This is a genomic window from Microbacterium proteolyticum (assembly GCF_029639405.1).
Lineage (GTDB): Bacteria > Actinomycetota > Actinomycetes > Actinomycetales > Microbacteriaceae > Microbacterium.
Genome location: NZ_CP121274.1, coordinates 1689307 through 1713358, shown reverse-complemented (window position 1 = coordinate 1713358; position 24052 = coordinate 1689307). Strand labels below are relative to the sequence as shown.

Here is a 24052-nt window from a genome sequence, read left to right as displayed (position 1 = left end):
TGGTTCTCCTGTGTCGGAATTCTGTTCGTTGCCTGGCCGGGTCAGATCTCGTCGATGGACGAGGACTCGAAGCGGCTGGAGATGTTGATGCCGAGCTCTTCGGCGGCGCGGAAGGCGTCGTCGTCGGTGTCACGGAGGTTGACCGCCGTGCCGTCGGCCGAGAGGACCTCGACGTTCAGGCAGAGCGACTGCATCTCCTTCATGAGCACCTTGAAGGACTCGGGGATGCCGGGCTCCTGGATGTTCTCGCCCTTGACGATCGCCTCGTACACCTTGACGCGGCCGAGGATGTCGTCGGACTTGATCGTGAGGAGCTCCTGCAGCGCGTACGCGGCGCCGTAGGCCTCGAGCGCCCACACCTCCATCTCACCGAAGCGCTGGCCACCGAACTGGGCCTTACCGCCGAGCGGCTGCTGGGTGATCATCGAGTAGGGGCCCGTCGAGCGAGCGTGGATCTTGTCGTCGACGAGGTGGTGCAGCTTCAGGATGTACATGTAGCCGACCGAGATGGGCGCCGGGAACGGCTCTCCGTGACGACCGTCGAACAGGATGGTCTTTCCGGTGGAGTCGATCAGTCGCTCGCCGTCGCGGTTCGGGATCGTCGAGTCGAGCAGACCCGCGATCTCGTCCTCGAAGGCGCCGTCGAACACGGGGGTCGCGACCTTGGTGCCGGGAGCGGCCTCGCGGGCCACCTCGGGCAGGTGCGCCGCCCAATCCGGGGTGCCCTCGACCTTCCAGCCCTGCTGGGCGATCCAGCCGAGGTGGAGCTCGAGGACCTGACCGAAGTTCATTCGACCGGGGATACCGAGCGGGTTGAGCACGACGTCGACCGGCGTGCCGTCGGCGAGGAAGGGCATGTCCTCGATCGGGAGGATCTTGGCGATGACACCCTTGTTGCCGTGGCGGCCGGCGAGCTTGTCACCCTCGGTGATCTTGCGCTTCTGGGCGATGTAGACCACGACGCGACGGTTGACGCCCGAGCCGAGCTCGTCGTCGCCGTCCTCGGCGTTGAACTCCTTGACGGCGATGATCGTGCCCTGCTCGCCGTGGGGCACCTTCAGCGAGGTGTCACGGACTTCGCGGCTCTTCTCGTTGAAGATCGCGCGGAGCAGGCGCTCCTCGGCCGACAGCTCGGTCTCGCCCTTGGGCGTGACCTTGCCGACGAGGATGTCGCCGGGACGCACCTCGGCGCCGATGCGGACGATGCCGCGCTCGTCGAGGTCCTTCAGCAGGTCGGGGCTGACGTTGGGGAGGTCACGGGTGATCTCCTCCTTGCCGAGCTTGGTGTCGCGCGCGTCGACCTCGTACTCCTCGATGTGGATCGACGAGAGCGTGTCGTCCTTCACGAGGTCCTGGCTGAGGATGATCGCGTCCTCGAAGTTGTGACCTTCCCACGTCATGAACGCCACGAGGAGGTTCTTGCCGAGGGCGAGCTCGCCGTTCTCGGTCGCGGGACCGTCGGCGATGACCTCGCCGGCCTCGATGCGCTCGCCGGCCGAGACGACCACGCGCTGGTTGTAGGACGTGCCCTGGTTCGAGCGGTCGAACTTGCGGAGGAAGTAGTCCTGCGTGCCGCCCTCGTCGAGCTGGATGGTCACGACGTCGGCCGAGACCTCCAGGACGACGCCCGACTTCTCGGCGGTGACGACGTCACCGGCGTCGATCGCGGCGAAGCCCTCCATACCGGTACCCACGACGGGCGACTCGCTGCGCACGAGCGGGACCGCCTGGCGCTGCATGTTCGCACCCATGAGGGCGCGGTTGGCGTCGTCGTGCTCGAGGAACGGGATGAGCGAGGTCGCCACCGACACCATCTGGCGCGGCGAGACGTCCATGTAGCCGATCTCGTCGACGGGGAACAGGTCGACCTCGCCACCCTGGCCGCGGCGGGCCAGGATGCGGTCCTCGACGAAGTGGCCGTCGGCCTTGAGGGCGACACCGGCCTGAGCGACGATGTGGTCGCTCTCCTCGCTCGCGGTGAGGTAGTCGATCTGGTCGGTCACGCGACCGTCGACGACGCGACGGTACGGGGTCTCGATGAAGCCGAACGCGTTGATGCGCGCGAACGATGCCAGCGAACCGATCAGACCGATGTTCGGGCCTTCCGGCGTCTCGATCGGGCACATGCGGCCGTAGTGCGAGGGGTGGACGTCACGGACCTCGACGCCGGCACGCTCACGGGACAGACCACCGGGGCCCAGCGCCGAGAGGCGACGCTTGTGGGTCAGACCCGCGAGCGGGTTGTTCTGGTCCATGAACTGCGACAGCTGCGACGTGCCGAAGAACTCCTTGATCGCGGCCACGACGGGGCGCACGTTGATCAGGGTCTGCGGCGTGATCGCCTCGATGTCCTGCGTGGTCATGCGCTCGCGGACGACGCGCTCCATACGCGACAGACCGGTGCGGACCTGGTTCTGGATGAGCTCGCCGACGGCGCGGATGCGACGGTTGCCGAAGTTGTCGATGTCGTCGACGTCGAGGCGGATCTCGGCGGCCTGGCCGTGACGCACGCCGTCGAAGGCGGTGTCACCGCGGTGCAGGCGCACGAGGTACTTGATCGTGGCGACGATGTCGTCGACGGTCAGCACCGAGTCCGACAGCGGCTTGTCGAGACCGAGCTTCTGGTTGATCTTGTAGCGACCCACCTTGGCCAGGTCGTAGCGCTTCGGGTTGAAGTAGAAGTTGTCCAGCAGCGCGCGGGCGGCCTCGGCGGCGACCTGCTCGCCCGGACGGAGCTTGCGGTAGATGTCGCGGAGCGCGTCTTCCTTCGTGAGGATCGTGTCCTTCGACAGCGTCTCCTCGATGGAGTCGAAGCCGGCGAACTCGGCGAGGATGTCCTCGCTGGTGAGGCCGAGGGCCTTGAGGAAGACGGTGACGGACTGCTTGCGCTTGCGGTCGATGCGCACGCCGACCTGGTCGCGCTTGTCGATCTCGAACTCGAGCCAGGCACCGCGCGAGGGGATCACGCGCGCCGAGACGATGTCCTTGTCGGAGGTCTTGTCGGGCGTCTTGTCGAAGTAGACACCGGGCGAACGCACGAGCTGCGACACGACGACACGCTCGGTGCCGTTGATGATGAACGTGCCCTTGTCGGTCTGGAGCGGGAAGTCGCCCATGAAGACCGTCTGGGTCTTGATCTCACCGGTCTGGTGGTTCATGAACTCGGCCTCGACGTACAGCGGGGCGGCGTAGGTCTTGCCGCGCTCCTTGCACTCTTCGATCGAGTACTTCTCGGGCTCGAGGTACGGGTTCGTGAACGAGAGCTGCATGGTCTCGCTCAGGTCTTCGATGGGCGAGATCTCCTCGAAGATCTCCTCGAGACCGCTGATCTCGGGCACATCGGTGCGCCCGGTCGCCTGGGCTTCGGCGACGCGCGCCTTCCAGGCCTCGTTGCCGACCAGCCAGTCGAACGACTCGGTCTGCAGCGCGAGCAGATCGGGAACGGTCAGCTTGTCGGAGATCTTCGCGAACGAGAGGCGGGATGCGCCGCGTCCGCTCTTCGGGGTGGTGGTGGATGCGTTGCTCGCAGCAGCCAAGGGAAAAACCTCCAGAAGCCCGGGCGAGGGGCTCGTGATTCCTTGTCGTCAGGTGGAGTGCGTTCCTGCCCCGATAACCTGCACGTCGCACACCGCGATGAAGCGGGGACGGGCAGGCTCAGCCGACCACCATATGAGGGCAGGGGGAATCGAGGAGCGCAAAGTCCAAGCATACGCGGGAGGACGCGCCGTGTCCAGTCGGATTCTTGACGACTTTGCGTACCTGCGGTATAACCGCGGGCGCTCCTCCCGGATTCCCGCGTCCGACCCTACCGAGACCCGCGGAAGCGCACGCGATCACCGGGCCGGACCTGCGCGAGACGGTCGAGCGCCGCATCCGTCACCACCGCGATCACGGGGTAGCCGCCGGTCACGGGCCCGTCGGCGAGCAGCACGACCGGACGCCCGTGGGGCGGTACCTGCAGGGCGCCGGGCCGCATGCCCTCGCTGGGGAGTTCGTCGTGCCGCACCCGTTCGAGCGCCGGACCGTCGAGACGGATGCCGACCCGGTCGGCGTCGCGCGAGACGGTCCACGTCGCCTCGCCCAGTGTTCGCCGGGCGGCGGGCGTGAACCAGTCGGCGCGCGGACCGGGGGCGAGGTCCACGTCGATCGAGGCTTCCGGCACGGACCACGGGAAGACATCCACGACGGGCATCGGGTGCGACGCCTCCCCCGCGCGCAGCACGTCGCCGGCGCGGAGCGCGGGCGGGCCGAGCGACGCGAGCACGTCGGTCGAGCGGGACCCGAGCGTCTCCGGTCCCGTGACCCCGCCGCGCACGGCGAGCACGAAGCGCGCACCCCCGCGGGCGACACCGATCGACAGCTCGGCGCCGGCGGGGAGGAACACCGGGGTGTAGGCATCCACCGCCCTTCCGTCGAGGTGGAGATCGCCGAGCGCACCCGTGACAGCGACCCACGTGTCACGCTCGGCGACGGCGCGGAATCCGCCGAGCACGATCTCGACGCCCGCGGCATCCTCGGCGTTGCCGACCAGGCGGTTGGCGATGCGGAGCGCTCCGCGGTCGAGCGCGCCGGACCGTGCGACGCCGAGCGCGGCGCGTCCGGGGCGGCCGAGGTCCTGCACGGTCGCGAGAGCGCCGGGGGCGACGATGCGGAGCGCGGGGAGGCGGGAGGGGATCTCGGGAACGGAGGATGCCGCGGCGGCATCCGCCCCTCCGCTCGCCGAATCCCCTCCCGTGGCGGTTGCCCCGGCCGCGGACACGGCCGCGCGCTGCGGCACGAACCGCACCCGGGCGCCGGGGGCGAGGAGCACCGGGTCGGCGGCATCCGGAATGAAGAGGGGAGCATCGGTGGTGCCGATCAGGCGCCAGCCGCCGGGGGTCTCGCGAGGGTAGGCGCCCGAGAACCCGCCCGCGAGACCGATCGACCCGGCGGGGACGCGGGTGCGCGGCTGCGCGAGCCGCGGGACGTCGTGGGGCCAGGCGTCGCTCACCAGATAGGCGAACCCGGGAGCGAAGCCCGTGAAGGCGACGGTCCACTCGGCGCCGGCGTGCCGCGCCACGAGGTCGGCGGGACGGATGCCGAGCAGGGCGGCGGTCTCCTCGAGGTCGGGGCCGTCGTAGCGCGTCGGGATCTCGACGAGGGCGCCGGGCGCCGTGGCATCCGGAGGGGTCTGCCCGACCGAGAGGATCCACGCCCGGACCGCGGCGGGGGCGATGCGGGCCGGGTCGAAGGCGACGAGCACGGTGCGGGCCGCGGGGACGAGGTCGTCGACACCCGCGGGTGGGCTCGCGGCGAGCGCCGCGTGGAGTCCCAGGACCCGGGCGAGATCGTCGACCTCGGCCAGGATCGCCCGCTCCCCCATCGGCCGCAGTGTCACCACGGCGCGCGGACCTCTATATGCGCCGCGTCCAGCGCCGCGCGCACGGCACGGGCCATGGCGACCGCGGCGGGGGTGTCGCCGTGCAGGCACAGGGACGCGGCATCCACGGTCAGGGTCGTGCCGTCGACGGCATCCACCGTCCCCTCGAGGGCCAGGCGCAGTGCGCGGTCGGCGACGCGAGCGGGGTCGTCGATGAGCGCTCCCGGCTGGTCGCGCGGCACGAGCCCGCCGCGTGCCGTGTACCCGCGGTCGAGGAACGCCTCGGGCACGAACGGGAGTCCCGCGGATGCCGCGGCCTCGACGATCGCACCCGGCAGGCCGAGCACGGGCAGGGGTCGGCCGAGGCGGGCGGAGTGGTCGGCGACCGCGGCGACGACCGCGGCGGCCTGCACCGGGTCGGCGGAGACCGCGTGGTACAGCGCACCGTGCGGCTTCACGTAGCGGAGGTCGGCGCCGGCGGCCTCCAGGGCGTCGAGCTGACGGGCCACGCTCGCGCGCAACTCGGACGCGGGCGGATCGCGGCGGATGCGGCCGAAGTTCGCGCGGTCCTCGTACGACGGGTGCGCGCCGATCGCGACGCCGAACCGCGCCGCGCGCTCGACCGAGGCCCGCATCGAGGCGTCGTCGCCCGCATGCCCGCCGCACGCGACGGAGGCGCTGCTGATGACCGCGAACATGGCTTCGTCGTCGGCGGTCGGCATCCCGTCGCGCGTCTCTCCGAGGTCGGCGTTGAGGTCCACGCCCCTCACGCTACCCACGCTTTGCGGGCGTGAGTCGCCAGGATTTGTCGCTTCGCCGGCCGCGGAGGCGACAAATCTTGGCGACTCACGCCCCAAGCGGCGGGGGTCAGCGGGAGCGGACGATCGCCGACCAGACCGGGAAAGCGGGGTCATGGGCGGGCCACACCTCGGACGACGGAGCCCGGTGCAGGGAGGCCAGGCGGGAGATCGCGCGATCGGCGAGCGCGGGGCCGTCGTCGCCCACCGTCGAACCGCAGCGGACCTCACGCTCGATGTTGTCGAGCAGGTCCGCGGCGTCTCCGGCCAGGACGACGGTGCGCTCCGGCAGCTCCACGGCGAACGACTGGTGCCCCGGGGTGTGCCCCGACGTGTCGATCGCGGTGAGACCCGCAGCCAGGGGCGTATCGCCGTCGAGCAGGCCGAGCGTGAGGCCGTCGCGGTCGAGGTCGGCGTGGAAGAGGAAGTTCCCGCGGGCGTCGGTGGTCTGGTTGACGTGCTGCCACTCCCTCCGCTGCAGCAGCAGCGGCTGATCGGGAGTGAGCAGGCGGGCGGCACCGGTGTGGTCGAAGTGCGAGTGCGTGAGCAGCGCCGCCGCGAGATCGCCGAGGTCGAGCCCCGCCTCGGCGATCTGGTCGACCAACGGGTCGCCGGGCGGAACGATCGGCGTGTAGTTCTCGTAGTCGAAGGATGCCGTGCGCGTCGCGCGGTCGCGGATGCGCGCCGGGTCGAACCCGCCGTCGACGAGCACCCACCCCTCGTCGAACACGACCGCGACCGCGGTCACCGGCTCCATGAGGAACCGGAAGCTGCTGCCGCCGTGGAGGGACACGGCCTCGGGGATCGGCTCGTACCCCACGACCATCGGGACCAGGCGCCGCGGCCGGCCGCCGAGCCGCAGCGGCGGCAGGTCGGCGTGATCGACGACCGTCGAGCTCACGCCGTCGCCGCCCGGTACGCGCGCCAGCCGCCGTGGGCGGTGATGTCGGTCGCACCCTCCAGCGCGACGGCCTCGCACAGGAAGCCGGCGACACTCGACCCGTCCGCAAGCACGGCGGAACCGATGCCCATGGGGGCGGGCAGATCCGCGACGAAGCGTCCGAACCCGGCGGCCGGAAGCCGCCACACCTCCCCCGCGATCGCGGCGCCGCCCTCGGCCGCGCGGGCGAGGCCCGGCTTCGGCGGAACCGTGTCGAGGGCGTAGAGCCGGTACTGCGCGGCGGTCTCGACCTCGGCGATAAATGTTCCGCCCGCGGCGACGAGCTGGTGGTTCAGCGGCTGCCCGCGCAGGTGCGCGCCCACGACGAGGAGGTCGACGGACGGCGCCTGGATGCGCTCGGCGAGCTGCGCGAGCGTGCGGTCGGCGAACGGCGCACCGGTGAGCATCACGCCGAACGCGCGGCCACCCACCACCCCGGCGGGGACGGCGAGGGCGCTCCTGTCGAGCAGGTTCGCGAAGTTCGTGTACCGGCCCATGCGGCTGTTCGCGCCGACCGGGTCGGCCGCGACCTCGTCGAGGGTCGGATGCCACGTGGTCGTCGGTGTGAGCAGCGCCACGGTCCCGTCGAGTCGGCGCAGCCCCTCCGCCCCGAGGCGGTCGAGACGCTCGCGGTCGCGGAAGTAGTCCGCGGCCCGCGCCTCGGCCCCGCCGAGCACGATCCCGGCCACCGTCGGGTCGAGGTCGGTGCCGACGAGCTCGGGGTGGGCCGCGATGAAGTCGCCGACGGCCGCGGTGCGCTCCGCGACGAACGCGCCGCCGTACAGCAGCGACGCCGCTTCGAGGAGCGGCGCGATATCGACCTCGACGATCTCCACGCCCGAGGCGGCGAGCGCGGCGACGACACCGGCGAAGGCTTCGGCCCAGCCGTCGGCGAGGCCCTCGAGGTGATCGGGCGTCGGGATGGCCACGCGCGGGCGCGCGTCGAGCGGCGGGGCGGGGCGGTCCTCGCGGCCGAGCGGGTCGATCCCGTCGGGGCCGGCCATGAGCTCGGCGGCGGCGCGGGCGTCGGACAGGTCGCGCGCGAACACGGTGACGCAGTCGAGCGTGCGGCACGCGGGCACGACGCCGGTGGCGGGCACGAGCCCGACCGTGGGCTTCACGCCGACGATGCCGTTGAGCGCCGCGGGCACGCGACCGGAACCGGCCGTGTCGGTGCCGAGCGCGAGGTCGACGACGCCGAGGGCCACGGCCACGGCCGACCCCGAGCTGGAGCCGCCCGAGATGCGCGTCGGGTCCCACGCGTTGCGGACGGCCCCGAAGGGGCTCCGGGTCCCCACGAGTCCGGTGGCGAACTGGTCGAGGTTCGTCTTGCCGATCACCACGGCCCCGGCCGCGCGCAGGCGCGCCACCGCGGTCGCGTCACGCTCGGGACGGTACGCGTACGCGCGGCTCCCGGCGGTGGTCGGCATCCCCTCGACATCGATGTTGTCCTTCACCGCGACGACGGTGCCGGCGAGCGGCAGGCGCTCCCCCGCCGCGACGCCGAGATCGACCTCGGCCGCCTCAGCGAGCGCGTCGTCCTCGTCGCGGACCGTGATCCACACCTCGGGGCGGTCGACCTCGCGCATCCGGGCGTACGCGGCGCGGACCCGCTCGACGGCGCTCACGCGTCCACCGCCACGGCGGCGAGCAGCTGGCCCGCGGCCACGGTCTCGCCGGGCCGTACGAACACCTCGGCGACGGTCCCCGTCACCGGCGACCCGATCGGGGTCTCCATCTTCATCGCCTCCAGCACGATCATCTTCTCTTCCTTCTGCACGGCCGCTCCCTGAGCGGCATCCACGCGCCAGACCGCGGCGGCGAACGGCGCGGTCACCCCCACCGTTCCGGGCGGCAGTTCGCGGCCCGCGGTCGGGGCCGCGGCCGGTGCCTCGTCGACGCGGTCGAACTCGCCGCTCGCGCGCCACCGCTCGCGCTCCTCGTCGAAAGCGCGGCGTTGGCGCTCGCGGAACGCCTCGATCCCCGGCGCCTCGTCGGCGAGGAACCGCTCGTACTCCGCCAGGGCGAACTCGCCCTCAACGGTCTCGAAATTCCCGCGCCCGGCATCCACGTCCGCCCGGAGGTCGAGGAGTTCCTCGGCCGAGACGGGGTACCAGCGGATGCGGTCGAAGAATCGCAGCGCCCACGGGTTCTCGGCGAACAGCCCGCCGCGGCGGAAACGGTTCCAGATCTGCACGGTACGGCCAACGAACTGGTAGCCGCCCGGGCCCTCCATGCCGTAGATGCACATGTACGCGCCGCCGATGCCGACGGAGTTCTCGGCCGTCCACGTGCGCGCCGGGTTGTACTTCGTCGTGACCAGGCGGTGGCGCGGGTCGAGCGGTGTCGCCACCGGCGCCCCGAGGTACACGTCGCCGAGCCCCATCACGAGGTACTGCGCGTCGAACACGGTGCGGTAGACGTCGTCGACGCTGTCGAGGCCGTTGATGCGGCGGATGAACTCGATGTTCCACGGCGTCCACGGGGCGTCGTCGCGGACGCCCGCCATGTACCGCTCGATCGCCAGACGCGTCGCGGGGTCGTCCCACGACAGCGGCAGCCGCACCTCGCGCGACGGCACGACGAGCTCGGACGTGGGCGGCAGGTCGTCGTCGAGTTCGCGCAGCAATCCCACGAGTTGCGACGCGCGCAGCACCGAGGCATCCGTGTGCACCTGGAGCGACCGGATGCCGGGGGTGACGTCGAGGATCCCTCTCGGCGCCTCGTGCGCGAGGCGTTCCTGCAGCGCGTGCACGCGCATGCGCAGCCCCAGGTCGAGCACCTGGTCGCCGAACTCGACGAGGACGTTGTCGTCGCCGTCGCGGCGGTACGTCGTCCGCGGGCGGAGGACGCGCTCCCCCTCGACCTCGGCCTCGCGCAAGGCGATCACGCCGTCGTCGCCGTCGCCGGTGCCGACGAGGGCGGGGGCGGCGATCGCCGGGTCGAGCGTGGCCGCATCGGCCTCGCGCACCGGCGCGAACCGCACGACGTCGCCCGGCCGCAGCTGCCCGAGCTTCCAGAGATCCCCGGATGCCACGACCACCGGGCACACGAACCCGCCGAGGCTCGGCCCGTCGGGGCCGAGGAGCACGGGGGTATCGCCGGTGAAGTCGAGCGCGCCGACGGCGTAGGGCGTGTCGTGGATGTTCGAGGGGTGCAGCCCCGCCTCGCCGCCGTCGGTGCGCGCCCACGCCGGCTTCGGGCCGGTGAGCCGCACGCCGGTGCGGGCGGAGTTGACCTGCACGCGGTACTCCGCGGAGTACAGCGCGTCGATGTCGGCGCGCGTGAAGAACTCGGGGGCGCCGTGCGGCCCCTCGGTCACCGCGAGGACCCACGTCGTGTCGAGGTGCGGGCGCCTCGCCGCGGGGATCGGTGCCGGGGCGGCGACCGCCGCAGTCCCCGGGCGCAGCACGTCTCCGGTCACGAGCGCGCGGCCGCCGTGCCCGCCGAAGCCGCCGAGCGTGAAGGTCGACGCGCTCCCGAGGTACGACGGCACGTCGATGCCGCCGCGCACGGCGAGGAACACCCGCATGCCCGGGCCCTCGGCGGTGCCGATGCGCAGCACGCCGCCCGCGGGAACCTCGATCGGCTCCCACTGCGGGGCGGCGACACCGTCGACCTCGACCGTGACCGGCGCTCCCGTCACGGCGACGACCGAGTCCACGCTGAAGCGCAGGGTCGGACCGGTCAGCGTGATCTCCAGGCCCGGCGCCCCCTCGGGGTTGCCGACGGCGAGGTTGGCCTCGCGGAAGGACACGGCATCCATGGGCCCGGACGGCGGGACGCCGATCTGCCAGTACCCCACGCGTCCGGGCAGGTCCTGCACGGTCGTGAGCATGCCGGCATCCACGACGTCGATGCGCGGGTCGGGGTCGTGCGCGTCGTCGAGGGTCCCGGTGTCGTGCGCGACGGCACGGACGCGCGGGTCGTTCACGATCTCGCGGATCATGCCGGCGCCCGTCACGATGCCGTCGATGCGCGTGTCGGCGAGCGCGGCGGAGAGCCGGTCGAGGGCCGCGTCGCGGTCGGCGCCGTGCGCGATGACCTTGCCCAGCAGCGGGTCGTAGAACGGCGAGACCTCGCTGCCGGCCTCGACCCACGCATCGACGCGGATGCCATCGCCCTCGGGCAGCTGCACGGCGGTGACGAGTCCGGTCGATGGGGTGTTGCCGCGGTCGGGGTCCTCGGCGTAGATGCGGGCCTCGACCGCGTGTCCGCGCGGTTCGCGGGCTTCCGCGAACAGGGCGTCCGGCACGGCGTCGGGGCCGCCGCCGGCGAGATCGAGCATCAGGCCGACCAGGTCGACGCCGAAGACCGCCTCGGTGACGGGGTGCTCGACCTGCAGGCGCGCGTTGACCTCGAGGAAGTACGCGCGCTCGGCGATCGGGTCATAGACGAACTCCGCGGTTCCGGCGGAGCGGTACCGGATGCCGGATGCCAGGGCCGCCGCGGTGCGGTGCAGTTCCGCACGCACCGCGTCGGGGAGTCCGGGCGCCGGTGCCTCCTCGACGACCTTCTGGTTCCGGCGCTGCGGCGAGCAGTCGCGGTCGCCGAGGACCGCGACGCGGCCCGCGCCGTCGCCGAAGAGCTGCACTTCGACGTGCCGCGCGGGGCGCACGAACTTCTCCAGGAACACCCCGGGCGTGCCGAAGCTCGCCTCGGCCTGGCGGACCACCGCGTCGTACGCGGCGCGGAGCTCGTCGGCATCCGCGCACACGCGCATGCCGATGCCGCCGCCACCGCCGGTGGCCTTGAGCATCACGGGGTATCCGATGACGGATGCCGCGGCCTCGGCCTCCGAGGCCGACGCGAGCACGCCGGTGCCGGGGAGGAGCGGCACACCCGCGGCCTCGGCGAGCGCCCGCGCGCGGTGCTTCAGACCGAAGGCCTCGAGCTGCTCGGGCGTCGGACCGACCCACGCGAGCCCCGCCGCCTCGACGGCGCGTGCCGCGTCGGCGTTCTCGGCGAGGAACCCGTACCCGGGGTGGATCGCCCCGGCGCCCGTGGCGCGGGCGGCGTCGAGGATCGCGTCGATGCGGAGGTACGACTCCGCGGCGGGGGCGGGGCCGAGGCGCACGGCCTCGTCGGCCTCGCGGACGTGGGGCGCGGCGCGGTCGGCGTCCGAGAAGACCGCGACCGTGCGGAGGCCCCGCTCGCGCGCCGAGCGCAGGATGCGGCGGGCGATCTCGCCGCGGTTAGCGACGAGGAGCGTGTCGAAACCGGTCACGGGCGCGTCACCACCATGCGCAGCGGCGTGCAGCTGAAGTCGTTGCACGGGTTGTTCATCTGCGGGCAGTTCGACACGATCACGAGCACGTCGCGCTCGGCGCGGAGGGCCACGCCCTTCCCGGGCGCCGACATGCCGTCGACGATGCCGAGCGATCCGTCCTCCTCGACCGGGACGTTCATGAACCAGTTGAGGTTCGACACGAGGTCGCGGGCGCCGAGACCGTAGCGGGCCGCCTCTGCGAGGAAGTTCTCGCGGCAGCCGTGCTGGTACATCGTGTGGTGGCCGTAGCGGAGGGTGTTCGACTCCTTCGAGCAGGCGCCTCCGATCGTGTCCTGCCGGTCGACCTCGTTGCCGACCACGGTCATGAGCGGAAGGCCGAGGTTGCTGCGCAGCACCGTGCCGGTGCGGACGTAGACGTTGCGCTGCCACGCGATGGTGTCGGCGGCGCTGTAGCGCTCGTCGGTGTCGTCGGCGGCGTAGACGAGGAAGTCGGCGGACTGGTTGCCGCCCACGTCGACGATCGTCAGGACGTCGCCGGCGCGGACGATGCCCGACCACGGTCCGCGCGGCGCGACGCGCTCATCGAGCACGACCTCGCCGGGCACGAGCGGCTCGGACCAGTCGAGGGGCACGCCGTCGGCGTGGACGGGACGTTCGGGAACGGTGGTGATCATGACGACTCCTGCTCAGAGCCCGGCCAGGGCGGCGTACGTGATGCTGTTGCGGTAGGCGCGTTCGCGCTCGGGGGTCAGGGAGAACACGGCATCCCCCTCGCCGGTCGGCTCGGACGCCCACGCCGTGACCTGCAGCGGGCCGACGATGTAGTCCTCGCGCGGGTCGAGCGGGTGCGGGACGTCGGCGACCAGCACGATCAACGGCAGTTCCGCGACGAGCTCGACCGACGCCCCCGGACCGGCGGAACCGAGCCACTCGAGGTCGCCCTCGGGGTTCGCGCGCACACCCTGGAAGAACGAGACCGCGGGCGGCAGGTCGCGGACGGTCAGGCCGTGCTTGCTCGCGGCGAGGCGCAGCAGACCGTGACCCGACGGCGACGGACCCTCGGGCGCCGCGTCGCCGTACCGCTGCTCGTTCCAGGCGTCCGTGGAGGTGCCGCAGAACGCGTCGTGGTGGCCCGAGGTGTCGGCGGCGATCGTCGCGAGGACGCGGCCGTCGCCCGAGAGCAGCGGGTGGCCCTCGCCGAGGTACGCCTGCCACGGGATCTTCTGCGTGTCCGCGACGTTGAGTCGCTCGCCGGGTTCGACGGCGTTGAAGAGGAGCACGGTCGCGCACGCGTCGCCGGTGGGATCCGTGAAGCGCAGGCGTGTGCCGCGGGCGACGCGCAGGTGCGTGTAGCCGCCCGGCGCCACCGTCTCGGCCCAGCGCAGGTCTTCCGCGGCGACCCCCTCCGGGGCGAAGGGAGCCGTCGAGGGCGGGAGATACGGCATCCATTCCGACTGTGCGGCACGGGCGCGGGCGTCCTCACGGGCGCGCCCCACGTTGCCGAGAGCGTCGACACGACCTTCCATGTGCAGCCTCTTTCTGTCGCTTGACAGGTATTAGAGCAGGCGTGCGTTTCGGTGGCGTTACGCGGCCCCCCGGTACGGTGGAGCGCATGGCCGCCACCCGAACCGGACGCCCCCGCGCCTCGGGTGCGTCCCCCACCGGACTCGGCACGCGCGCCGACGTCCTGGCCGCCGCGGCCGCCCTCTTCGGCACGCGCGGGTACGCCTCGGCCAGCACGCACGCGATCGCCGAAGCCGCCGGCATCCGCCAAGCCACGCTGTACCACCACTTCGCGCGCAAGCAGGACATCCTCCTCGCGCTGCTCCTCGACACCGTGCAGCCCTCGCTCGATGTCGCCGCCCAGCTGCTCGCGCGCGAGGAGGAACCCGCCGCACGCCTGTGGGCGCTGTGCGTCGCGGACGTCACGCTGCTCGCCGAAGCCCCGCACAACACCGGCGCGCTGTACCTGCTGCCCGAGGTGTCGGACGCGGCGTTCGAGCCGTTCCGCGAACGCCGGAGCGAGCTCGAGACGACCTACCGCACGCTCGTGGCCGCGTGCGGCGTCGCCCCGGACACCGCCGCCGCGGGCGCCTCCCTCGTGCTGGCGCTGGTCGAGAGCGTCATCCTGCAGCGCAAGGGCGGGCAGACGGCGACCCTGGATGCCACGACCATCGCCGCCGCCGCGTTGCGCGTCCTCGATCTCGACGCTGCGACGCGCGAGCGCGCGGCCGCGGCGGGGCCCGGGGTGCTGTCGGCGCTGGGCTGAGCCGCGTCCGCCCGGTGGCGCCCCGATCCCGGAGCCGCCGCGTCCGCGCGAGCACGCATAAACGCGATTCGCGACCATAAACGCGCTGTCCACGCGTTTCTGCGCGCGGAAAGCGTTTATGCGTGCGCGGGAAGCCGCGACCCCGGACGCCACGACCTCGCGGAGCCGCGGGCCCGGATGCCGTGCCCCGGCGCCGCGGGCGATTTCACGCGCCTTTTACACGGCCGAAACCACGCGAGACCCCGGCGAGCGGATCGTTTCTGTCAAGCAACAGAAACCCGATCCGTCCCTCATCGCCGGGAGCCCGCCATGATCATCTTCGGAGTCGCGCTCAGCGTCGTCCTCATCCTCGTCGTCGGCATCGTCGTCGCACGCAAGGTCGACGGCGACAGTGCGAACTACCTCGTCGCCGGGCGCCGCCTCGGCGTGCCGCTCGTCGCCGTGAGCCTCACCGCCGCCGCCGTCGACGCCAACGCGACGGTCGGGAACACCGACCTCACGTCGCAGTTCGGCTTCTGGTCGGGGGCCTCGCTCGCCATCGGCCTCGCCGTCTGCCTCCTCCTGACGGGGCTCTTCCTCGCCAAGCGCATGAACTCCATGAAGCTCTTCACGCTGGGCGACTTCTTCCGCCTGCGGTACGGACGCCCCGTGGAGCTGCTGGCATCCGTGCTCATGATCGTGTCGTTCACGTTCCTGCTCGCGGGCAACCTCGTCGCGTGCGGCTTCCTCCTCGAGCGCTTCGCCAACATCCCCTACGCGTGGGGCGTGGTGCTCGCCGTGGTCCTCGTGCTCGCGTACACGGTCGCCGGCGGCCTGTTCTCGGATGCCTACACCGCGGCGATCCAGACCACGATCACCGTCGTGGCGGCCATCGCCCTGCTCGCCTGGGTCGCCCTCTCGTACGGGATCGTCATCCCCGAGGGCATGGGACCGCTCGACCTCCAGCAGCTCACCGACCCCGCCGCCGGAGCCCCGATCAACTGGGCGACGCTCATCTCGCTCGCCATCGGCGACATCGTCGCGATCGACTTCATGCAGCGCATCTTCGGCGCGAAGAGCCCGACGGTCGCGCAGCGCTCGTGCTTCATCGCCGCCGGCCTCACCGCGGCCATCGGCTCGGTCTTCGCCATCGTGGCCCTGAGCGTCTCGTCGACCCTCGGGCTGTCGGTCGAGAACGGCCCGGTGCTGTACCAGCTCCTCGGCGACTACGCCCCGCCGATCATCGCGATCCTCGTCCTCTCGGGCATCGTCGCCGCGTCGTTCTCGACGGCGTCCGGCGCGATGCTGGCGACCTCGGCGATCGCCGTCCGCAACATCTTCACGGCCCGCCGCCACACCGGCAGCGGCCCCGACCCGCTTCTGCGCTGGACGCGGATCGCCATGATCCCGTTCGTGATCGCGGGCGCCTTCCTCGCCATCCGCGTCAGCCAGACCGGCATCCTGCTCACCCTCGCCTTCGACCTGATGCTCGCGTGCCTCGCGGCGCCGTTCGTCATCGGCGTGTTCTGGAAGCGCCCGGGTCAGGTAGCGGCGCTCGGCGCGATGGCCGTCGGATTCGTGGTGCGGATGACGCTGCTCGCCCTCACCCCGACGCTCTATGGCGTGCCGAACGACATCTTCTACATCCCGAACGACCTGATCGGCCCGGAGTTCGACGGATGGGCGACGCTCGTGTCGGCGCTCGTCGGATTCGGGACCTACGTGGTGCTGGCCTTCGTGGTACCGCGCCGGGAGCCCGAACTCGACCGCGAGATGGCCGTGCTGGCCGACCTCGCGGCCGAGCGGGAGGCGTCGGAGCGCGAGGGCGTCGAGGTCGCCGCGTGAGTTTGGATCCAAATATGCACTTTTCGGATCCCTGGCGCTAGGGTGCTGCCCGTGACCATCATCGATCTGAGCATCCCCGTCCACCCCGACATGCTGCACTGGGGTCGCCGACCCACGTACGAGATGGTGGAGGAGATCTCCGACACCAACCCGAGCGAGGTGTCGCGCTGGCTCATCGGAGCGCACACCGGCACCCACGTCGACGCCCCGAGCCATTTCGTGCCCGGCGGGACGACCGTGGACTCCCTGCCCCTCACCCACACCGTCGGCCCGGCGCGGGTGCTCGACCTGCGCCACGTCGAGAAGGAGATCACCGCCGACGACCTGATCGCCGCGGGCGCCGAGGGGGCGACGCGCGTGCTGTTCAAGACGCGCAACTCCACCGATGCCCTCACGCGCAACGAGAAGAGCCCCACGTGGGTGGGGCTCGGCCCCTCCGGCGCACAGTGGCTCGTCGACCAGGGCGTCGTCTTCGCCGCGAACGACTACATGACGATGGAGGCCCCCGACCACACGGTCGAGTGGCCCACCCACGTCATCCTTTGCAACGCCGGGGTCGTCATCCTCGAGAACGCGAACCTCGCCGACACGGAAGCGGGCGACTACTACCTCGTCTGCCAGCCGGTGCCGTTCGAGGGCCGCGAGGCCGCGCCCGCCCCGGCACTGCTGCTCCCGGCCGAGACGGCGAACGTCGTCTGACCCGCGCGCGGGGCGCTCCGGATGCCGTCAGGCGTCGGGGCGTCCCGCTCCGCGGTCGAGCAGGCGCCGAGGTTCTTCGATGAGCATCTCCTCGACCCGCGCGTCCCCCAGACGCGCCCGCAGCTCCGGCACGACGGTTCCGAGCAGCCGGGCGTAGCCGTAGCCGCCGTGGCGGGCGAGCTGCGCCTTCGTCCACACCGACTGCCCGAGCACGTACGACGCCGACGGCCGCTCGGCCACGGCGTCGACGAAGAAGCGCAGACGCTCCCCGTCCGTGGGGTTGAACACGCGTCCGACGTGCACGTCCTCGGTGCCGAAGCACATCTCGAGCGTCGCGCCCGCGTCCGACAGATCGCGCCAGTACGCGGCATCCAGGAACTCGTCGGCGTTGGTGAAGATCACGCGATCCGCCGGCAGCCCCGCACCCGCGAGCTCGTCGAGCACGGCGATGCCGTCGCGCGCGTCGGGGTCGAGGCGCACTGTGACGCTCGCACCGCTGCGCGTCGCCGCATCGGCCGCCGCGCGCAGGATGCCGCGTTCGGCGCCCGGGAGACCGGCGGTGGTGCCCAGGATGCCGAGGAGACCCGCCCGGTAGTCCGTGCCGGGGACCGCGTCGTCGAGCGCGACGGCGAACAGGTCGCGCAGGCCGTCCTCGTCGAGCGCCGCGATCGCGGGCGGAAGCGTCGAGCGGATGTAGGTGCCGTACGCGACGACGATGGTCATCCCCGACCGCCGCGCGATGGCGGGCAGCCGCCCGTGGTCGGGCCCCAGCCCCCACGACGTGGACTCGACGAGCGCCCGCTGCCCCGCGGCGACCGCCGCGCGGAGCTCGTCCACGGCGGCATCCGGATCGTCCAGCCGCAGGTTGTCGGCGAAGGCCAGCATGTTGCGGCCGAGGTACGCGCGCGTCTCGGGGCGCACGGTGGGCGGGCCCGGGGGCGGGGGCTGCTCGCCCGGGCGCTGCAGGCGGGCCGAGTCGGCGAGCACGTGATCGTGCATGGACGTCGCGCCGAGCGCCGCAGCCGGGAGGGCTCCGAGGACGGTCTCGATCATGCTCATTCCCCCGTTGCGGATCCATTATTGCGTCTTTAGGATCCAATCATGACACTTGTGATTCGCCCCGCCGACCTGGATGCCGCCGAGCTGGAGGCCAAACCCCTCGCCCCGCCGAACGCCGAGCCGCTGTCGGGCGAGATCATCGTCCGCGGCAAGGTGCAGTTCGTGAACGACGACCGCACCATCATCTCCGGCGTCTGGGAGAGCGACCCCGGCACCTCGCGGTGGGAGTTCCTCACCCGCGGCGAGATCGTGCACATCCTCGCGGGGCGCATGACCGTGCAGCGGGACGGCGAGGAGGCGGTGGAGCTCACCGCCGGCAGCGCCGCGTACTTCCCGATCGGGTGGACGGGCGTGTGGACCGTCATCGAACCGGTCCGCAAGCTCTACGTGGTCTACAAGCCCGCCGCCTGATCTCCCCGGGCTGCATGCCCTCGGCTCCCGCCGGGACGTGCAGCCCGAGCCCGTCAGCCCAGGCGCAGGAGCCGCGCGGCGTTCTCGCCGATGATCGCGGCGGCTTCGGATGCCGAGAGCCCGGGCAGCTCCTCGACGATCGCGGCCGTGGTGCCCGGGGTGTACCAGGGGAAGTCCGACCCGAGCACGACGCGCTCCACCCCGACCTCGCGTACGAGGGCCACGACCTGCGCAGCCGTGGGCGCCAGGGGCGCACCGATCCAGTGCACGATCTCGGACAGGTCGAACCGCAGCGTCGGCTGCGCCTCGGCGAGCGCCGCGACGTCGCGCCACGCCGCCCCGCCCAGGTGCGCCATGATGACGGCGAGCCCCGGCCGCTCCCCCGCCACGGCGGCGATGCGCTTCGGGTCGGCCCAGCCGAACCCGCGGACGTCGGGGCCGCCGTGGAACACGACCGGCGCACCGGCCTCCTCCAGCGCGTCGTAGGCGCCGGCCAGGCCCGGGTCGTCGGGATACGTGCGGATGGCGATGGGGTGCAGCTTCAGGCCGCGGGCACCTGAGTCGCCGAACATCTCCGCGAAGTGCGCGTACACCTCCGCGGAGGTCATGACGGCGGGGTTGGCGGCGAGGAACGACAGCAGGCGCGGATGCTGCGCCCCCACGTCGCACAGCCACCGGTTGTAGGCGACGAGCTCATCGCGGAGGGCGGCGTGCGGCGGGACGGCGGGCCAGTAGTCGGCGCCGCCGGGCGGGTGCGGGAGCTCGGGCAGCTCGAAGCTCCCGAGCACGGCGGCGTAGTCGAAGCCCTCGGCCTCGAGCGTCGCAAGCGCGTCGGCGACGGTGCCCGCGAGCCCGGCGAACGTCACGTCGTCCTTCTCGCCGTACTCGACGATGGGATAGGCGGTCAGGTCGTGGAGGCCCTGCGCCGGATCGGCGTACAGGTGCAGGTGGGTGTCAATCCTCATCGTCGACCTCCGGTGCCGGATGCCGGGTCTCGACGACCGTGACCATCTCGAACACGTTGTTGCCCGACAGCGTGGTGACCCCGATGCCGGCGGACGTGGAGCGTCCGATGCGATCGCCGAAGACCTCGACGAAGAGGTCGGCTGCCCCGTTGGTGACGAGGTTCACGTCTGTGAAGTCCGGGGCCACGCAGACGAAGGTCAGCGTGCGGATGAAGGCGGACACCTCGTCGAGCGAGCCCACGGCGTACCGGATGAGGCCCAGGACGTTGATCGCGGCGTACCGGGCGGCCGCGTAGCCCTCCTCGAGGGTGACGGTTTCACCGACGCGACCGGGGTGCACCTTGTGGCCCTGGCGATCCTCGGGCGTGATGCCGCTGATCGTGAGCGTGCGCCCCAAATGGTGGAAGGCCTTCATGGTGGCGTAGCGCTCACCGTAGGGCGGGTCGCTGTAGTCGGGGATGACCAGCCCCAGTTCCTTCACGCGTTGCTCCGCGGACCACGCCATGACAGCTCCCGTCGTAATGGATCCATTATCTGTGAGATAGGATACAACCGAAGAGAGGTGCGCCATGACATCCCCGGAAGCACGCGTCCGCGAACTCGGCCTCGAGATCCCCGACTACAGCGACCCGCCGTTCGGCATCCGCTACGGCCGCATGAAGCCGTTCCACCGCATCGGCTCGCTCATCGAGCTCGCGGGCCTCACCCCCGAGAACCGCGCCGGGGATCGACTGCACCCGGGCGTGGTCAGCGTCGACGTGACCGTCGAAGAGGGCTACGCCGCCGCGCGCCTCACCGCCGTCCACACCCTCGGCATGATCCGCTACGCCCTCGGGTCGCTCGACAACGTGGTGAGCCTGTCGCGCGCCCTCTGCTTCGTGGTCTGCCCGCCCGGTTTCGAAGACCTGCACCTCGTCTCCAACGGCGCGACCGACCTCTTCCTGGACGTCTTCGGAGAGGATGCCGGCAGCGTCGGCCGAGCCTCGATCGGGGCGACGAGCCTGTCGCGCAACAACTGCTTCGAACTGTGGCTCAGCCTCGAGTGCGCACCGGAGACCCCCGCGGCATGAACGGCGCGCGGGACATCACCCGCACCGTGCCGTTCTGGCTGATCTTCGCCGCGTCGACGCTCGGAGGCATCACCAACTCCGCCAGTACGCCCCTCATCCCCGTCTACGTCACCGACGTCCTCGGGGGCGGGACCGAGCTCGCCGGCGCTCTCATCTCGCTGGCTGCCGTGGCCTCGATGCTGTCGATGCCGATCGCGGGGGTGCTCGGCGACCGCTTCGGCTACCGTCTCGTCGCCGTGATCGGAAGCGCCGTGGCGACCGCCGCGATGGTGCTGCTCGTGAGCGTTCCGACCGTGTGGGGCGCGGGTCTCAGCCGCATCCTGTTCGGTCTCGGCGGCTCGGCCGCGGTGACGCTCCTCATGGCGTGGCTCGTGACCATGGCCGCGCCGGGGCAGCGCGGGAAGGCGCTGAGCATCTACGGCCTGAGCGTCTGGATCGGGCTGGCGCTGGGCCCGCCGCTCGGCACCGCGGTCGAGGCGATCGCCGATCCGCGCACCGTGTTCCTGATGTGCGCCGGGCTGGAACTGCTCACCGGGCTGCTCATCCTCGCGCTCCCCCGCGTCCCCCGCGCGCTGCCGCGCGCCGGAGCGACACCGCGCCCCCGGGGCCTGCGGGCCCTGTGGCGCGCCTTCCTCGCGGTCTGGACGCCCGGGGTCGTCGCCGCGGCCGCCTGGTGCGGCGAGGGCCTCATGCTCGGGTTCCTCATCGTGCACCTCTCGGCCGCCGGCATCCCCGCGACGGGCATCACCGGCGCGGCATCCGTGTTCGCCGTCTTCGCGGTGTCGGTCATCGTCGCGCGCCTGTTCCTCGCGAGCCTCCCCGACCGGATCGGTCCGCTCCGGGCGACGGCGATCTCGCTCGTCGCCCTCACGGCGGGCCTCACGACGCTGGCCCTGGCCGGCGACTTCTGGATGGCATCGGTGGGCGCCGCGCTCATCGGCGTCGGTTTCTCGCCGCTCTACCCGTCGCTGACGATGCTCGCCACGCGCGGACTCCACCCCGAGAACCGCGCCCTCGGCGTCGGCCTCTTCTCGAGTTTCACGAGCATCGGATACGGCGGCGGCGCCATCATCGGCGGCGCCGTGATCGCCACGGCCCCCTCGATGTGGGCGTTCCTCCTCGTCGCGGGGCTGCAGCTGGTGGCGCTCGCGGTGCTGGTGATCTTCACGCGCGACGACTCGCCGCGGACGCGGACGGATGCCATCGAGCCCCGGGATCCTGCCGCCTGACGCGGGCGCCCGGGCCGTGCGCGTGCCCCAGGTCGGATGCCCCGGACCTCGTCGGATGGCCGAACGCGTCTCCAGCTGGTAAGCAAGATGCACCACGATCAGCCCGCTCGCCTCACGGCTCGGGCTGATTTTCTTGTTGGAGCAGCTCGCCCGCCACAGCGGCGGGCCGACCGCGCCTCACCAGCCGCGCAGGCACTTCGCCGGCAGGAGGTCGCGCATCGCCACGGCGACCGTGTCGTCGCCGCGGGTGATCCACACGCGCGGGTTCGGCCAGTAGTCGGTGAGCAGTTCGGCGCACACGCCGCACGGCTCGATCACGTGCTCGCTTCCGCCCGGGCGGCGCAGCACGCTCACCCCTGGCCACCATCGTGCCGCCGACCGTGATTCAGTGGAGACCGCTCACCGCACGGGCCGGCCGCCGATCCGACGGACTATCTCCTCGAGTCGCGCGTCACGGTCCTTTTGCGCCTGCTCCCTAGTGAGGGTGCGAACCACGACCTTGCTTCCGGAGTTCCGAACGAGAGTTGTCTCTCCCACTTCGACCCACGAAGCATGATGGCTGTTGCCGTGGTATTTGCCTTCGCAGGAGCACGTGCACTCATCGCCTTCGGCACTTTGGCAACGCTGATCACATTGCTCAGCCACGCTGTAATGCATTTCAATCTCGACCAGGCCATCCCGAATTGCGATCGCTTCCGCGATATCGGTGAGGTGCGGGCGAGCGATTTCCCAGTGGCCCTGCCAGCCGGGGGAACCCTCAGGGGCTGCGATCCAGGTCGGCCGAATGGCTGCTCCGGTCGCAGTCTTGAACATCTGGCGGTTGGACGGTTCGTCGCCCTGTGGGCCACGCAGACCTCGCACCTGGACCCGGCCGTGAAGCGGGCGCACGATTCTTGCCATCATGACGGGAAGATATCGTGACTTCGACGCTTTATCGGTGCGCCCCGATCCGCTCAGGCGCCGGATCTGAGGAACTGGATGAACTCGTGGCCGAAGTCCGTAGTCAACCTCCGAAGAAGACTGCGGAAGCTCTGCGCCCGAGGATCTTCGAGGAGACCTCTCGCTGACACGGCGAGGAAGATCCGCCACGCGTCCTCCGCGGATACCCCCGTGGCGCTAGTGATCCACCCTCGGATGTCAGTTGCTTCCCCATCGTTGACGACATAGATCCCGCCATACGTGAGGCTAAGCCCTTCGCCCGTGTCCGGCGACCCATCTGAGGCTCGAACGTCGTCGCACCATGCGATCACCGCAATCTCTGCCGGAGATAGAGAGGAGATCAGTTCGACAAACTCGGCTCGGCGAGAGTAGGGGATGGAGGACCAGGGACCAGAGTGGGCCGCGGCCATGGCAAGAAGCTGCCTCTTTTCCGAGTCGGCGGTCTCGATTGCAGCACGTTGCAGGCGCGCGAGACTGGATAGGAACTCGGGGTCGGCCATGTCGACACGAACCCCGCCGCGGTCTAGCGCATCGAGACGGGCGCTTACCATTGCCGCCCACTCTTCCACCCGTCGGGCATGAGCCTGTCGCATTGCTTCCGCGCTGAATGTGACTGCTATCGGTCCTGCAATCGGTATCGCTTCGAGAGCTGCGCCGATTATGGCCGCAGCCCACCCCTTGTGCGGCGACTCTTCGGGGTACGGGTTGTCTACACCCACAGGGCACAACGATTCACATATGAGTCGAACACGTAAGCGATCCGCCCTCGGTCTTGGGGAGGAAGCCGTCGAGGCCTGTCTCAGTCGGTATCACTAAGTCGTCTCCCCCCATCTGATCCGTCCCCCTCAGGCGCCGGTCGGTCTGGGTACCGCTCCTCTACTCGCCGATCGAGCTCTGACACCACCCCACCGAACCACACGTGCCCCTAGGAGGTGGCCGACGGCTCGCCGGAATCCTGTCCGTCACGAAGCGCCTGACGACGGCTTCGGCGCAACACCGATCGGGTTTCCGCTATGAGCCCGACCCTGCATGGCGACCCTCGTACGGACCTTTGCGAGCAATTGGGGAAGCCGACATGCCGGCTCGGGCGAAATGAGGGAGCCTCTCGTCGCTCTGCCCGCAGATCTCACGGCCGTCTGTGCTTCACGCGTAGTTTAAGGAAATGACGGACGTGACCGACGTGGCTAACCAGGCTCTCCCCACTGTCATTGCTCTGCTCGCGCTAGGAGTCAGCATCGTCGCAGCGATACCGGCGTTCGTC

General features: G+C 71.3%; 20 protein-coding genes. 7 read left to right on the top strand and 13 right to left on the bottom strand.

All coding sequences use genetic code 11. The features are described 5' to 3' along the window. Window positions 1-41: 41 nt before the first annotated feature. The 8 genes from rpoB to P8R59_RS08700 all read right to left on the bottom strand — a co-directional run bounded on the left by rpoB (window position 42) and on the right by P8R59_RS08700 (window position 13852). Entirely contained in the window at window positions 42-3536 is a 3495-nt protein-coding gene (rpoB, locus tag P8R59_RS08735) for a DNA-directed RNA polymerase subunit beta (protein WP_278103622.1), read from the bottom strand. 269 nt (window positions 3537-3805) lie between these two features. Then, the gene (locus P8R59_RS08730; RefSeq protein ID WP_278103621.1) at window positions 3806-5362 is read right to left on the bottom strand and encodes an urea amidolyase family protein; all 1557 of its coding nucleotides are present in this window, start codon (window positions 5360-5362) and stop codon (window positions 3806-3808) included. Window positions 5363-5373: 11 nt separating this feature from the next. Continuing rightward, complete coding sequence (locus tag P8R59_RS08725; RefSeq protein WP_278103620.1) at window positions 5374-6129, bottom strand: 5-oxoprolinase subunit PxpA; 756 nt, start codon at window positions 6127-6129, stop codon at window positions 5374-5376. Window positions 6130-6226: 97 nt separating this feature from the next. Continuing rightward, on the bottom strand, window positions 6227-7057 hold the full coding sequence (locus P8R59_RS08720) for an N-acyl homoserine lactonase family protein (protein ID WP_278103619.1): 831 nt from the start codon (window positions 7055-7057) through the stop codon (window positions 6227-6229). Continuing rightward, the gene (locus P8R59_RS08715; protein ID WP_278103618.1) at window positions 7054-8724 is read right to left on the bottom strand and encodes an allophanate hydrolase; all 1671 of its coding nucleotides are present in this window, start codon (window positions 8722-8724) and stop codon (window positions 7054-7056) included. The genes P8R59_RS08720 and P8R59_RS08715 overlap by 4 nt, the downstream gene beginning before the upstream one ends. Then, a complete protein-coding gene (gene uca, locus P8R59_RS08710; RefSeq protein WP_278103617.1) occupies window positions 8721-12323 on the bottom strand; it encodes an urea carboxylase in 3603 nt (1200 codons plus the stop codon). Before uca ends, P8R59_RS08715 begins: the two co-directional genes overlap by 4 nt. Beyond that, complete coding sequence (locus P8R59_RS08705; protein ID WP_278103616.1) at window positions 12320-13000, bottom strand: urea amidolyase associated protein UAAP2; 681 nt, start codon at window positions 12998-13000, stop codon at window positions 12320-12322. Before P8R59_RS08705 ends, uca begins: the two co-directional genes overlap by 4 nt. A gap of 12 nt (window positions 13001-13012) precedes the next feature. Beyond that, window positions 13013-13852 (bottom strand): urea amidolyase associated protein UAAP1, encoded by an 840-nt coding sequence (locus P8R59_RS08700; RefSeq protein ID WP_278103615.1) that lies wholly within the window; start codon window positions 13850-13852, stop codon window positions 13013-13015. Window positions 13853-13938: 86 nt separating this feature from the next. On the opposite strand from P8R59_RS08700, the gene P8R59_RS08695 reads away from it, so the two are divergent. The 3 genes from P8R59_RS08695 (at window position 13939) to P8R59_RS08685 (ending at window position 17118) form a co-directional block, all read left to right on the top strand. Further along, entirely contained in the window at window positions 13939-14595 is a 657-nt protein-coding gene (locus P8R59_RS08695; RefSeq protein ID WP_278103614.1) for a TetR/AcrR family transcriptional regulator, read from the top strand. 309 nt (window positions 14596-14904) lie between these two features. Continuing rightward, entirely contained in the window at window positions 14905-16419 is a 1515-nt protein-coding gene (locus P8R59_RS08690) for a sodium:solute symporter family protein (RefSeq protein WP_278103613.1), read from the top strand. A 51-nt stretch (window positions 16420-16470) separates the two neighbouring features. Continuing rightward, window positions 16471-17118, top strand: coding sequence for a cyclase family protein (locus tag P8R59_RS08685; protein ID WP_202401118.1), 648 nt, complete (start codon window positions 16471-16473; stop codon window positions 17116-17118). Window positions 17119-17145: 27 nt separating this feature from the next. On the opposite strand, the gene P8R59_RS08680 is transcribed toward P8R59_RS08685, so the two are convergent. Beyond that, complete coding sequence (locus P8R59_RS08680; RefSeq protein WP_278103612.1) at window positions 17146-18171, bottom strand: hypothetical protein; 1026 nt, start codon at window positions 18169-18171, stop codon at window positions 17146-17148. Window positions 18172-18219: 48 nt separating this feature from the next. Here P8R59_RS08680 and P8R59_RS08675 point away from each other — a divergent pair, with 48 nt between their 5' ends. Further along, complete coding sequence (locus tag P8R59_RS08675) at window positions 18220-18588, top strand: cupin domain-containing protein (protein WP_278103611.1); 369 nt, start codon at window positions 18220-18222, stop codon at window positions 18586-18588. A 53-nt stretch (window positions 18589-18641) separates the two neighbouring features. Here the strand turns inward: P8R59_RS08675 and P8R59_RS08670 are convergent, their stop codons facing one another. Both P8R59_RS08670 and P8R59_RS08665 read right to left on the bottom strand, forming a co-directional pair. Continuing rightward, window positions 18642-19553 (bottom strand): amidohydrolase family protein, encoded by a 912-nt coding sequence (locus tag P8R59_RS08670; protein WP_278103610.1) that lies wholly within the window; start codon window positions 19551-19553, stop codon window positions 18642-18644. Beyond that, entirely contained in the window at window positions 19543-20058 is a 516-nt protein-coding gene (locus tag P8R59_RS08665; RefSeq protein WP_278103609.1) for a RidA family protein, read from the bottom strand. The genes P8R59_RS08670 and P8R59_RS08665 overlap by 11 nt, the downstream gene beginning before the upstream one ends. A gap of 64 nt (window positions 20059-20122) precedes the next feature. Between P8R59_RS08665 and P8R59_RS08660 the strand changes: the two genes are divergently transcribed. Together P8R59_RS08660 and P8R59_RS08655 are read left to right on the top strand one after the other, a co-directional pair. Continuing rightward, a complete protein-coding gene (locus P8R59_RS08660; protein WP_077050691.1) occupies window positions 20123-20623 on the top strand; it encodes a RidA family protein in 501 nt (166 codons plus the stop codon). Beyond that, window positions 20620-21852, top strand: coding sequence for an MFS transporter (locus tag P8R59_RS08655; RefSeq protein WP_278103608.1), 1233 nt, complete (start codon window positions 20620-20622; stop codon window positions 21850-21852). The genes P8R59_RS08660 and P8R59_RS08655 overlap by 4 nt, the downstream gene beginning before the upstream one ends. A 177-nt stretch (window positions 21853-22029) precedes the next feature. Here P8R59_RS08655 and P8R59_RS08650 read toward each other — a convergent pair whose 3' ends face one another. Then, window positions 22030-22206 carry a hypothetical protein gene (locus P8R59_RS08650; RefSeq protein WP_278103607.1) on the bottom strand — a complete coding sequence of 59 codons (177 nt, stop codon included), beginning with the start codon at window positions 22204-22206 and terminating at the stop codon, window positions 22030-22032. A gap of 198 nt (window positions 22207-22404) precedes the next feature. Between P8R59_RS08650 and P8R59_RS08645 the strand changes: the two genes are divergently transcribed. After that, window positions 22405-22773, top strand: coding sequence for a hypothetical protein (locus tag P8R59_RS08645; protein ID WP_278103606.1), 369 nt, complete (start codon window positions 22405-22407; stop codon window positions 22771-22773). A gap of 32 nt (window positions 22774-22805) precedes the next feature. Here P8R59_RS08645 and P8R59_RS08640 read toward each other — a convergent pair whose 3' ends face one another. Beyond that, on the bottom strand, window positions 22806-23510 hold the full coding sequence (locus tag P8R59_RS08640; protein WP_278103605.1) for a hypothetical protein: 705 nt from the start codon (window positions 23508-23510) through the stop codon (window positions 22806-22808). Window positions 23511-24052 lie beyond the last annotated feature (542 nt).